14 protein-coding genes are annotated in these 12569 nt (G+C 42.4%); 9 read left to right on the top strand and 5 right to left on the bottom strand.

Features of this window, described 5'->3' with window-relative positions:
- Positions 1–142: 142 nt before the first annotated feature.
- A complete protein-coding gene (locus I6E61_RS03680; protein ID WP_227685659.1) occupies positions 143–355 on the bottom strand; it encodes a hypothetical protein in 213 nt (70 codons plus the stop codon).
- A 246-nt stretch (positions 356–601) separates the two neighbouring features.
- Between I6E61_RS03680 and I6E61_RS03685 the strand changes: the two genes are divergently transcribed.
- Entirely contained in the window at positions 602–1369 is a 768-nt protein-coding gene (locus I6E61_RS03685; protein ID WP_227685660.1) for a hypothetical protein, read from the top strand.
- A 127-nt stretch (positions 1370–1496) separates the two neighbouring features.
- On the opposite strand, the gene I6E61_RS03690 is transcribed toward I6E61_RS03685, so the two are convergent.
- Both I6E61_RS03690 and I6E61_RS03695 read right to left on the bottom strand, forming a co-directional pair.
- On the bottom strand, positions 1497–2624 hold the full coding sequence (locus I6E61_RS03690; RefSeq protein WP_197129970.1) for a zinc-binding dehydrogenase: 1128 nt from the start codon (positions 2622–2624) through the stop codon (positions 1497–1499).
- 147 nt (positions 2625–2771) lie between these two features.
- Complete coding sequence (locus I6E61_RS03695) at positions 2772–3449, bottom strand: glutathione S-transferase family protein (RefSeq protein WP_197129973.1); 678 nt, start codon at positions 3447–3449, stop codon at positions 2772–2774.
- A 184-nt stretch (positions 3450–3633) separates the two neighbouring features.
- Here I6E61_RS03695 and I6E61_RS03700 point away from each other — a divergent pair, with 184 nt between their 5' ends.
- Positions 3634–4545 (top strand): LysR family transcriptional regulator, encoded by a 912-nt coding sequence (locus I6E61_RS03700; protein ID WP_197129977.1) that lies wholly within the window; start codon positions 3634–3636, stop codon positions 4543–4545.
- A 72-nt stretch (positions 4546–4617) separates the two neighbouring features.
- Here the strand turns inward: I6E61_RS03700 and I6E61_RS03705 are convergent, their stop codons facing one another.
- Positions 4618–5493, bottom strand: a complete 876-nt coding sequence (locus tag I6E61_RS03705; RefSeq protein ID WP_265091277.1) for a DMT family transporter — start codon at positions 5491–5493, stop codon at positions 4618–4620.
- A 131-nt stretch (positions 5494–5624) separates the two neighbouring features.
- On the opposite strand from I6E61_RS03705, the gene I6E61_RS03710 reads away from it, so the two are divergent.
- Positions 5625–6515, top strand: a complete 891-nt coding sequence (locus I6E61_RS03710; RefSeq protein ID WP_197129980.1) for a LysR family transcriptional regulator — start codon at positions 5625–5627, stop codon at positions 6513–6515.
- Between the two features lie 155 nt (positions 6516–6670).
- Here the strand turns inward: I6E61_RS03710 and I6E61_RS03715 are convergent, their stop codons facing one another.
- On the bottom strand, positions 6671–6781 hold the full coding sequence (locus I6E61_RS03715) for a chlorhexidine efflux transporter (RefSeq protein WP_197129983.1): 111 nt from the start codon (positions 6779–6781) through the stop codon (positions 6671–6673).
- 319 nt (positions 6782–7100) lie between these two features.
- On the opposite strand from I6E61_RS03715, the gene I6E61_RS03720 reads away from it, so the two are divergent.
- The 6 genes from I6E61_RS03720 to pxpA all read left to right on the top strand — a co-directional run bounded on the left by I6E61_RS03720 (position 7101) and on the right by pxpA (position 12459).
- The gene (locus tag I6E61_RS03720) at positions 7101–7892 is read left to right on the top strand and encodes a putative hydro-lyase (protein WP_197129986.1); all 792 of its coding nucleotides are present in this window, start codon (positions 7101–7103) and stop codon (positions 7890–7892) included.
- 199 nt (positions 7893–8091) lie between these two features.
- Positions 8092–8598: an acetyl-CoA carboxylase biotin carboxyl carrier protein gene (gene accB, locus I6E61_RS03725; protein WP_197129989.1), complete on the top strand. Its 507-nt coding sequence runs from the start codon at positions 8092–8094 to the stop codon at positions 8596–8598.
- A 79-nt stretch (positions 8599–8677) separates the two neighbouring features.
- Positions 8678–10024 (top strand): acetyl-CoA carboxylase biotin carboxylase subunit, encoded by a 1347-nt coding sequence (gene accC, locus I6E61_RS03730; RefSeq protein ID WP_197129992.1) that lies wholly within the window; start codon positions 8678–8680, stop codon positions 10022–10024.
- 81 nt (positions 10025–10105) lie between these two features.
- Complete coding sequence (pxpB, locus tag I6E61_RS03735) at positions 10106–10759, top strand: 5-oxoprolinase subunit PxpB (protein ID WP_197130002.1); 654 nt, start codon at positions 10106–10108, stop codon at positions 10757–10759.
- A 52-nt stretch (positions 10760–10811) separates the two neighbouring features.
- Positions 10812–11735, top strand: coding sequence for a biotin-dependent carboxyltransferase family protein (locus I6E61_RS03740; RefSeq protein ID WP_197130005.1), 924 nt, complete (start codon positions 10812–10814; stop codon positions 11733–11735).
- Entirely contained in the window at positions 11725–12459 is a 735-nt protein-coding gene (pxpA, locus tag I6E61_RS03745) for a 5-oxoprolinase subunit PxpA (RefSeq protein WP_197130008.1), read from the top strand. Before I6E61_RS03740 ends, pxpA begins: the two co-directional genes overlap by 11 nt.
- Positions 12460–12569 lie beyond the last annotated feature (110 nt).

Below are 12569 nucleotides of genomic sequence, written 5' to 3' on the forward strand. Positions count from 1 at the left end.
ACCTAGTGCAGTAAGAGTAGTACAGCGATGATCAAACACAAAAAAAGCAGATACCATAATCAGTATCTGCCTTTTTATATATTCAAAATCACTCAGTTAAAAGTTCACTATATATTAGATATATAACGACTTTTTTTGCTTATTAAGCTTGAGGCGTGATTAAGTATTTCTCGCCTGTTGCTTGTTTGCCATAAGCAGCGATTGACTGTAAGTGCAATACTTCTGCTAATGTTACTTCATGCTTGTAGCTGCTCGCAAATGTGGTTGTGATTTCTTCTGCCACACGTTGGCGTATTTTCACGACGGTTTTGATGCCCAGTTTGCCTAGCGCATTGAATAGCAAGAAGCCATTCACACCCCAAGAAAAACCAAAGTTACGGTTTAGGGTGATAGGGACACGATTTAGCGCGCCATAGATGTACGCTTGTTTGAATGTATTAGAGCCATACGCTGTTTAAAACGGATGTAGTGTGGTTTCCTTTTAATAATAAACATTAATAAATTTACCCCTGTATCTTTGCTCATATAATATATGCTTCTAGCTAGTCTCTTGAATTGCAATATTATGCTTTTTAGCAATGTCCATTTCTCAAGGTATTCAATGTTTATTAAAAAATTAAGCAAGATTGTTCTTATAGCCGTGAGCGCTGCTCTCATGACATCTTGTATTGGTAGGGCGCCTGCAACTTACATCGGTGATTTAGGCGGTTTCCCTGTTGATCTACCAAGAAATCCGGTTCATTTAGTTGAGTATGACGGTGATCCTGCATGGGGTAAAAAACGAGAGGGTAAAAAACCTAAACGCAGCTATGACTCAAAGATCAATAGCTTTGGCTTTGATGTGCGTTATACCGATAACACCATATTCGATAAGCGCAATAAAAGTCATAAACATGCTTATGATAAAGAACAGTACTTACCTAATGACCCTTGGGTATCGGTCAATGTCTCCTCTGGCGATAGATATTATGGAGCAGGTGCTATTCATCGTATGGGCGATGGAACACTTAATCCTAGCAAAGAAGCAGGTTCTGTTCATCAATATGAACAGCTTAATAACGATCAATACGGGTTGGAAGTTTATGCGCCTCCAGGTATAGATCCTAAGACTGACCGTCCTTATCGTGAAGACAGGTATGCAGAAGATGTGTTTATTCAAAGGGATAAAAAAGGGCAAATTATAACTTATATAAAGTGTAGTAATAGAGATGTCCCTAGGCCACCTTGTGATCATCGCTTTGATCTAGAGCCAGAAATGGCTTTACATGTCAATGTGCAATATTCACGGCATAATATCGCTGATTGGAAACAAATTGAACAGGTGGTTAGACAACAGATTTTAAATTTTCGTAAAATATCGTATGGTTAAATTGTTTTACAGGACGTAAGGGCTAGGGCTTTGATTGTGTAGTTAAATCTATGTAAAGCCAAGTCAATAAAAAAGCAGATACCATAATCAGTATCTGCTTTTTTGTATAAATGCTTTCAGGTTTTGATTAAGCTTGAGGCGTAATCAAATATTTCTCACCTGTTGCTTGTTTGCCATAAGCAGCGATTGACTGTAAGTGCAACACTTCTGCCAATGACACTTCATGCGTATAGCTACTTGCAAACGTGGTGGTGATTTCTTCTGCCACACGTTGGCGCATTTTAACGACGGTTTTAGTACCCAGTTTGCCTAGCGCATTGAATAACAAGAAGCCGTTCACGCCCCAAGAGAAACCAAAGTTACGGTTTAGCGTGATAGGGCCACGGTTCAGCGCGCCATAGATGTACGCTTGTTTGAACGTATTAGAGCCATAGACACTGTATTCTTCTACATCAACATTGATAGCCGCTTCCATGCAGTTAAGAATATCGCTGCTCAATTGACCGCCGCCGATTGGATCAAACGAAATCGTGGCACCTGTTTCAGTAATGGCGGCTGTTAAGTCAGCAATAAACGTATCGCTGCTTGAGTTGACCACATATTTTGCACCCATATCGCGCAATAGCTTTTCTTGCGAGTCTTTACGGACAATATTCACTAAATCAACACCATCTGCCATACAGATACGGTTTAGCATTTGACCCAGGCTAGATGCCGCTGCTGCGTGTACGATGGCTTTGTGGCCTTCAGCGCGCATGGTTTCGACCATGGCTAGAGCAGTCAGTGGGTTCACGAAAGAAGACGCGCCTTCTTTAGCTGTGGTGCCTTCTTTTAGCTCTAAGCAGCTCTGTACGTTTGCGCGAAGATATTGACGGTATGTGCCGCCGCCGATTACAGCAACGGTTTTACCCATCAATGCTTGTGCGGCATCTGATGATCCTGCGGCGACTACGGTACCTGCGCCTTCATTGCCGACTGGCGTGTTTTTACCAACGCGAGTTTTGACAGATGGCATGAACTTAGCTGGCACGTCAGCCGTGATAACTGGGTTTTCGTCTGTACCTGACTGTACGGCAGTTGACATATCAGCGACGCTGAATAGAACAGCTAAGTCAGATGGGTTTAAAGGTGCAGCTTCAATACGAACAACAACTTCGTCGGCACCCGGTTGTGGCATGTCGATTTCTTGCAAAGCCAAGGTTAGTTTATTGTCTTCGCTGATGGTTGAGGTCAGTTGGATGTTTTTATCAGTCATAAGATTTGCTCCTGCAAATAGTTATTTTTTGACCAATCACATTACGGCATTGGCCCTATTTTTTGGTCGTTTAGGTGTGAGTAAGAATTTCAATAGTGATTGTTTTATCGTCAAATGCTTTTTAGAATTGAACGGGTTAGCATCAAACTAGCCAGCGTTTGCGGCTTTAATTTGAGCCGTCACATGCTGCATGAACTCAGGCATATTCGCTTGGCTATCTGCCTGAACGCTTTGTGCAATGTCAGTTTTACTCATGGCTTTGTTCCATTCTTTCATGCCGTCCACTTCTGCCAGTACATCCCACTCAAGCTGAGTAGATCCAAAAGCGTTGACAATGGTGTTGACGTGATGCACATAGATGTCAGCCATGGTGAATTGCTCGCCTGCAATCCAAGGAGAGAATTTACATAGGCGATTCATGGCAATAATACCGCGGCCCAATACTTGACGTACTTCATCTTTGATTGCGTTAGGTGCTTGAGTACCAGAAAACACATAAGGAATCAGTCGGCGGCATGGTAGCTCAAAGTAAAGCTCTGCTATTTTCATAATCTGACGTACAGCCGCGCGTTCTGCTGCATTGGTAGGGTATAGCGGCTTTTCAGGATAGGTTTCTTCAAGGAAGTCACAAATCACGCTAGATTCCGACAGATTAAAACCGTCAGGCATGGTGATTGCAGGTACTTTACCCACTGGACTGACGGTTAGTAGATCATCACTACCAGCGTATAAAAGGTCCTCTTGGAATGGAATGCCCTTATATAAAAGAGCGTGTTTTACGATGTTGTAATAGTTGCTTGCAGCAAAGCCGTGCAAAGTAATCATAAGTCATTCTTCCATTGTTGACGTAAAGGTTATTTTTAATCGTGTTTTCATTGCGACGTTTAAGTTAACCACATTATTACTGGTTTTAATGTGGTTATATATAAGGAATAACGTGAATCACTATTGCTATTAAGACAATAATAGAGCGAGAATACTTAAATATTTATATAAATGGAGAGGTTAGTTGGATCAATTACGTGCTATCAAGTATTTCAGCAAAGTCGTAGAAACGGGCAGTTTTACTAAGGCGGCAAGTGCCTTTAATGTGCCGCCATCGTCACTATCTAGACGGGTATCCGATTTGGAGAAAAGTCTGGGCGCGACATTATTAAAGCGCTCAACCCGAATCGTTAAACTGACCGAAGTAGGGCAGGTTTATTACAATGACATGCAGCACATATTGAACCAACTAGAACAAAGTAAAGAAACGGTGCGCAGTTACCAAACCACGCCAATGGGACGCTTACGAATCAGCTCGATGGTGGGTTTTGGTGAAAAGATACTGCTGCCATTGTTAGACGAACTTGGTAAGTTATACCCAGAGATTGTATTGGATGTCAGTCTCAGCGATGAGCTATCAGCATTAGGCCGTGACGATGTAGACATTGCAATTCGCGGTGGTTATGCACCCAATGAGCGTGTGATTGCTATTAGGTTAATGGACAATGGGTTTATTCCCGTTGCGTCTCCCAGTTATTTGGAGATGTATGGTACACCCAATCATGTGATGGAATTAAAAGAACATAAAGGCCTGTATTTCAAAGCGCCAAATGGGCCAACGCCTTGGTTATGCCATGTGGACGATCAGTGGCATGATGTCTCGGGGCTAGCCGTTGCGATCTCAAACAATGGACCATGGCTTGCCAAAAAGGCTTGTAATGGTGAAGGTATTTTAATGTCAACCCACTGGGCATTGTCATCATATCTTGAGTCGGGCGCGTTACAAGAGATTAAATTTGAGCATCCGTTAGCGATTACGCAACATGCTGATATGGCTGTGTATTTGCTGTATCAAAAGCAGCGTTATCTCGTACCCAAAGTGAAAGCCGCCGTCGATTTCTTGGTTGAGAAAATAAAAGTGAAAAATGCGCAGTAAGGTTTCATAGATTAAAAATCACATCAACTCGATGTGATTTTTTATGCAGGAAACGATTACCAATATCTCCAATTATTCTATCGGAACCGATCTTTTATATTTGACAGATTCTCGTGTGGCTAGCCAAATAAGAGGGATGATAATCAATGCTGAACCTATCAATAAGCTGATATCTGGTATCTCATGAAACCACACGATGCCGATAAACACAGCTCCTAACAGCCCTGTATATTCTGCACTAGAGATTTTATGGGCTTCCACTGCTCGGTAGACCAGTACGCAGATACTCGCATAAATCAAAATAAACAAATTTGATCCCGCTGCTATCCATAGCGCATACCAACTCAAAGGTTCATTCTCCCAAATAGCCAAACCAAGCCCAAATGGAATACCCACTAAATTGGTCAAAAACAATGTTTGTGCAACGGTGTGATTCGAAGGCAGTTTGCGAACCAATAGATTGTTCGTCGCCATGGTTAAGGCAACTATCAGCGCAAATATAGCACCCATATTAATTTGCGTGGGCTTTACAATGATAAGAATGCCAACGAAACCTAGCATTGCCACAACGATGCTTGGCGCTGTGAGCCGGTCTTTATAAAACAAAAACCCTAACGGCAACATCAACAAAGGAGCGGTATAAAAAATAGCATTCACCGTTGCTAGCGGCAATGCCTGAATAGATAACACCATAAATACCGCACCAAATAACCAAATATGGCCTCTGACAAAGTGCCATTTTAAGTTGCTAATTAATTTGGTTTTTTTGTTCAAAAAGCAAAAGGGCAGTAGCATCAGAACAGCTGTCAGCTGACGCAATAAAACGAATTGATAGACCGCTGCGCCATCTGGCAACTCTTTGATCAACGCATCTGACAAGATAGCAATCATGTTTCCCACAACCAATAGAATCATGGCAAACCCAACACTCATCTTTGGCATTATCATTCTCACACCTATCTCAAAATACATGAAACTTTAAATTAAGCCATTGGATCTAATGGTCAGGTAAGCAGTATATTCATATATTTACATGACGTATAATGATATAAAGCCCTTTAGTATTAGCTGAGATAATAATGAAACTACCGCCATTGCGCGCGATACAGTGTTTTGAATCCGTTGCAAGACTGAATAGTTTTTCAAAAGCAGCAGAAAGTCTCAACGTGACGCAAAGCGCTGTGAGTCATCAAGTCCGAACGCTTGAGGAGTACCTTGGCGAAGCGTTGTTTTATAGGCAGGGTCGGACACTTTCGTTGACAGAAATAGGGTCGCGTTATTTCACAGAAGTAAATCAATCATTGGCTGCTATTTCGAATACCAGTCAAGCCATTCGGAATGACCAACCTGGGCATATTCGCCTAGCACTGTATAGCTCGGTGGCTGTTAATTGGCTGATTCCTCGATTGCAAGACTTCCATAAACAACACCCAGAGATTGAGCTCACCTTAAACATGGTGACAGACCAAGATGACTATAATGAGCAATGTTCTGACTGTTTTATTACCGTCCATCCGCCAAAGCGTAACGTGGTCAGCACGTTTTTGTTCGCTGAAAAGCTATTCCCTGTCTGCGGTCAAAAGCTTTGGGAAGAAATAAAAGACCAACCCTTGCCTGAGGCATTATGGCAACACCCCATACTGTCGGTCAGATATTCTGGGAAAAGTGAAAATGCGGCCAATGATTGGCTAAAGTGGTGCAAAGTAGGAGGGTTTGAGCTGCCGAGCGATGTAAAAATAAATCAGTTTAGCCACGTACTTCTTGCAGCACAGGCCGCACGTTATAACTTAGGTATTACGCTTATCGACAACTATATGATGCTAGAACAAACCCATCAGCAAAATCTTGTTAGAATCCCAATGCATGAATTACTCACTGGCGACAGCTTCTATTTCTTTTATAACGACTTAAAGTCAAATCAAGCTGACATTATTAAATTGAGCCGTTGGTTGGAATCCCAGTGCTATTAAAGAGTGTTATCAGTGACTACTGTTAATAAGCGCCATCAGAATACTCCTTAGCCTATAATGGTTTTAAGGTTTTTCTAGAGCTTGCTTTTACTGAATTTTCCACATCAGATAATATTGACTCGTTATGCAGTCAGTCAAAACCTCACTTCAAAGACTTACTGAATGTCCATCATAAAAGCCTGCCATAGGCTGATACCCAAATACCATACAATAATCGGTAAGAATAATAACAGTAGGCCCCCTTCAAATAAAAAGGCGTGTAACAATCACATTGACACTGCCTCATGAGTATCCAAGCCATACAACCAGCTTGCCAGCGGCACAAATATGATTAAGCCAATTATTTCAATAACCTACTAATAATACATTCTCTGTTTATTTATAGTGGCTGGCATGTACCTCTAGCATATATATTTTACTAAATACATCTATACATATAGATGTCTTGTCATTATTAAATTATTCTGATAGTTTACATAACGAAGATATTTTTATCTAAACTATCTTCGCAACGTACATAGTCAAAATAGATGTTATCAGAAAGCCTTATTTGCCAAAAACGTCAAAACGTAAAAGGTTGTAATTATGTTAGATTTAGCAAATATGACGCCACAAGAGGTCAGAGCACTAATTGGTAAGAACGAAATCAACAAGCCGACTTCTGGCATGTGCAAAGGTCACATACAAGCAAACCTAGTCATAGTACCCAAGAAATTGGCCTATGATTTTTTATTGTTTGCGCAAAGAAACCCAAAATCTTGTCCTATTTTAGACGTGACAGATATTGGCAGTTCAGAACCAAGGTTGATGGCGAAGGGCGCAGACTTAAAGTCTGATGTCCCAAAGTATCGAATATATGAGTTTGGTGAGCTGGTGGCTGAGGTCTCAGACCTAACAGACTATTGGAGAGACGACTTGGTATGCTTTCTTTTAGGATGTAGCTTTTCCTTTGAGTCTGCCATGCTCAATGCGTCTATTCCTGTCAGACACATCGAAGACAATCACAACGTTCCTATGTATATCACAAATATAGAAACTGAGCCTGCAGGACAGTTTCATGGAAAAATGGTGGTCAGCATGCGACCGATACCTTATCCATTAATCACCAGAGCCGTACAAGCCACCTCTCGGTTTCCGCAAGTACATGGCGCGCCTATCCATATTGGAGACCCTAGTGTCATCGGTATCACAGACATTCACTCTCCCGATTTTGGTGATGCATCACTCATAAAGGAAGGCGAAGTGCCTGTATTTTGGGCTTGTGGTGTGACGCCTCAAAGCATTGCAATGACCAGTAAACCAGAACTGATGATCACGCATGCTCCAGGGTACATGTTTATCTGCGATCCAAAGGATGAGGATTTGGCAGTTCTGTAATTTTGGATGACAACGCTATTTTAAAAAGCCCTTTTAAAATGTAAGGGCGTCCAATCTTATTTGTCCAAAAAGCTTTCAATAAATAAAAATGTAGTGTTTAACAGTAAGGCCCTAGTTATATCAGCGACAGTTATATCAGCGACAAAATTTCTTATAAAACATAATTATTCACTTTCACTCTAATGGAACAGACAATCATATGAATATAAACTTTACGGATCTAGAAAAGCTAATCAAGATCGCAGAAGGCGCTGATATACAATCTTTAGAGGTGACCGATGGCGATGCACGCATCTCTATCATTTGTCAGGCTAGTGGCAATACCTCTCACTCAAAAACTGCTCATTCAGAAGCACACACAGTAAGCTCCCATAATAACACTCCTAATAATACCAGTGCAGACAACAACGCTATTGATGAAACGGTGACGACAGAGGTCACTAATTCATCTAGCTCTTCATCTTCATCCCAAGTATTAGCACCTATGCTCGGTACTTTTTATCTTCGCTCTGAGCCAACCGCTGAGGCGTTCTTTGAGGTGGGCGATCAGGTAGCAGTAGGGCAGACCCTATGTATCATTGAAGCCATGAAAATGATGCATGAAGTAAAAGCAGAAGCTGACGGTACGATTCAAGAAATTCTGATCGATGAAGGTGACGTCGTAGAATATGCACAGCCCTTATTTATTATAGCGCCAGATAGTTAAAGTCAATCAATAGCCACTCAATATTGCATAGACGCTGCACAAACACTGTATTTGACACTATATTTTTAAGGGAATAAACATGTTCACAAAAATCTTAATTGCCAATCGTGGCGAGATTGCGCTACGTATTATCCGAGCTTGTAAGCAGCTGGGTATTAAATCAGTCATTGCTCATTCTGAATCAGACAAAGACTCGTTACCCGTGCGCCTAGCCGATGAAGCAGTATGCATCGGGCCTGCCAATGCTACTCACAGCTATCTCAATCAAAGAGCACTTGTCTCTGCAGCAAAAATCACCAACGCACAAGCCATCCATCCAGGCTATGGCTTTTTGTCTGAAAACGCAGACTTTGCTGCTTTGATTGAAGACTCAGGTCTCACGTTTATTGGCCCAACAGCTGACAATATCAGAAACATGGGCGACAAGGTTGAAGCCAAAAAACAAATGACAATGGCTGGCGTACCCTGTGTGCCTGGTTCTGATGGCGCATTGCCTGCTGATTCAGAGCAAGTTATCAAGATTGCCAGTGACGTTGGTTATCCAGTCATTATCAAAGCGGCAAGTGGTGGTGGCGGTCGTGGGATGCGCGTGGTCGAAAAAGAAGCTGACTTACTCTCTGCTATCTCTATGACGCAAACAGAAGCCAAAGCCAATTTTGGTAGCGCTATCGTTTATCTCGAAAAATACTTACAAGCACCGCGTCATATCGAAGTGCAAGTCATGTCTGATACTCACGGCAATGCGATTTATTTAGGCGAGCGTGATTGCTCTATGCAGCGTCGTCATCAAAAAGTCATTGAAGAAGCGCCAGCACCCGGTATCACCGAAGAGCAGCGCCAAAAAATCGGCCAAGCCTGTGTCACAGCTTGTGAGCAAATGCAGTATAGAGGCGCAGGCACGTTTGAGTTTTTATATGAAAACGGCGAGTTCTTCTTTATCGAGATGAATACTCGTGTGCAAGTTGAGCACACCATCACTGAGATGGTAACGGGCGTGGATATTGTGCAAGAGCAAATCAGAGTAGCTGCAGGACTGCCACTGGCATACAAACAGAATGATATCGCCATTACCGGACACGCTTTTGAGTGCCGTATCAATGCTGAAAACGCGCAGACATTTTTGCCAAATGCTGGACGCATAGACTACTGCCACATGCCAGCAGGGTTTGGTATCAGAGTAGACAGTCATGCTGAATCGAACTACACCGTGCCGCCATCTTATGACAGTTTGATTGCCAAGATATGTGTACAAGATCGTTCAAGAGAAAAAGCGATAGAAAAAATGCGTGCGGCCTTATCGGAGGCGCAAATCACGGGTATTGATACCAACATTGGTTTGCATCAACGTCTGTTTGAAGATGAGGTGTTTTGTCAGGGTCAAATGAGCATTCATTATCTAGAAGAGTGGATACAAGACAATATATAAATCCAGTCTTGCCCGCAAAAATGAAAACCAAATTTGGCATTAGCGTCAGAATTAAGATAACAGATAATGGAGCCCATACTGATGGAACTACAATGGCAAATATGCAGTGAAACCAATCTAGCGTTGTTTTTTCCTAAACCAACCACCTTAGAAAAACAACAAAAATGCTGGGCTTTATCAGACAGCATCCAGAAAATGCCAGAAGTTATCGAAGTAGTGATTGGCATGAATACGCTCAGTGTATTCATCGTTCCATTAACGTGGGCTGAGCTGAATACTTTTAAAGACAAGCTTTCAGATCTACTCAATGATATCCCTTCAAAAACCATCCAAGGTAAGCACGTCGAGATACCAGTGCATTACGGTGGAAAATATGGCCCCGATCTAGCGGCCATGGCGAATGATCTAAATCTCTCAGTTGAAGCCGTTGTCGAGCTACATACTAAAGCCACTTATACCGTTTACTTTATCGGTTTTCAGCCAGGATTTCCTTATCTTGGCGGCTTGTCTGAGTCCTTATACTTCCCAAGACATGCTGTACCTAGAACCCAAGTACCCGCAGGCTCAGTGGGTATCGGTGGTGAGCAGACAGGGGTTTATCCTTTTGATTCTCCAGGCGGTTGGCAGCTACTAGGCCAGACGGATACTGCTTTATTTGATTTAACCAAGACCTCTCCGACGTTGCTTAACGCAGGCGATACTTTGACATTTAAAGCGATTGATATTCATCAATAAGCGATAAATAAAAGATGCATGAATCAAAAAGACAAATAAACAGGTGGTATCAATGAAAATTTTAACCGCAAGTGCCCTTGCCAGTATTCAAGATTCGGGACGACTGGGTTACCGCAGTATGGGTGTGGGTAGAAATGGTGTAATGGACAGCTGGGCGCTACAAGCTGGTAACGCTTTGATGAAAAATGAGGCCAACGAACCTGCTATTGAAATAGCGCTCGGTGAGCTAACCATACAGTTTGAAGAAAGCGTCAGTTTTTGCTTAACAGGTGCTTTATACGAGGCATATTTAGACGACAAGCGTGTTCCTTGCTATTGGCGTATCAATGCGACAGCTGGGCAGACGCTCAAACTTTTACGTCCGCTACAAGGTATGTATAGCTATTTATGTGTGCACGGTGGCTTCGATATTGAGCCAGTATTACAGTCGGTTAGCACCAATCTCAAAGCAGGATTTGGCGGATTTGAAGGCAGATACCTAAAAGCCGATGACAGATTAACGGTAAAAACCGAATCAAACCTGCCTGTCATTGGGGTGGCTCGACTTGCACCAACCGATATCATTAGAGTGATAAAAAGCAGTGAGTATGATTGCTTCACTGAGTCGTCTCAACAAGCTTTTGAAAATCAGCCTTGGAAACTACAAACCAGTAGCAACCGTATGGGTTACCGCCTTGAGGGAGCAACAGCGCTTGAATTTAGTAAGCCTGTAGAAATGAGCTCACATGGTGTTGATATTGGTATGATTCAGGTGCCACCACAAGGGCAACCGATTATTTTGATGGCGGATGGGCAAACAACGGGTGGCTATCCGAAAATTGCAACCGTGATTCAAGCAGACATAGGTCTGATGGCACAGATTAGATTTGGCAAAACCTGTCAGTTCGTCGTTGTGTCATTAGAGCAAGCGTTAAAGGAACAGCAAAACAGACAACACTATATCGATCAAATAAAGGAGTATGCCAATGAAAATTGATTTAAATGCTGATGTGGCGGAAGGCTGCGGGCAAGACGATAAATTACTAACGATAGTCAGCTCAGCGAATGTCTGCTGCGGTCTTCATGCTGGTTCTTACAGCGAGATGCTAGCCACGTTGCAATTGGCAAAAGCAAACAACGTGAGCGTAGGCGCACATCCTGGTCTAAACGATAGAGAAAACTTTGGCCGTATTCATGAGCCGTTAAGCGAAGCCGATTATCGTGCTTTATTGGTGTATCAGTTGGGTGCAACCAAAGCGCTCTGTGACTTGGTTGGTGTGTCATTAGACTATGTAAAACCGCATGGTGCATTGTACAACCAAGCTGCTATTGATGAAGACTTATCAGATATTTTGGTGAGTGAAATCAAACGATTTGATCCAAGCCTAAAGGTCATGGGTTTGTCCGGCGGCTACTTGGTTAAATCAGCTAAGAAGCATGGTTTAGAAGCCATATCAGAAGTGTTTGCCGATAGAAACTATGAAAAAGACGGCTCGCTGGTCTCTCGTAGCAAAGACAACGCCCTGATAACCGACACAGACGATGCGGTTAAGCATGTGTTGCAGATGATTACTGAAGGGACGGTCACCAGTGTCTGTGGCCAAACTGTCCCCGTAGAAGCGCAAAGTATTTGCCTACATGGGGATGGCGAACACGCCATTTTATTTGCAAAAGAAATCAAGAAACAACTAGAGCTCAAAGGTATCACTATCTCTGCCTAATAAATATCCGCCTCCTAGGGCATGTACTCAACTCAATTGAGGGTAATATAAATGGGTTAAAAATGGCTAAATCTTGCCAAACGGCGTCAAATAGCTCACTAATATCTCGA

It is taken from the genome of Psychrobacter sp. NZS113 (genome assembly GCF_015864825.1).
Lineage (GTDB): Bacteria > Pseudomonadota > Gammaproteobacteria > Pseudomonadales > Moraxellaceae > Psychrobacter.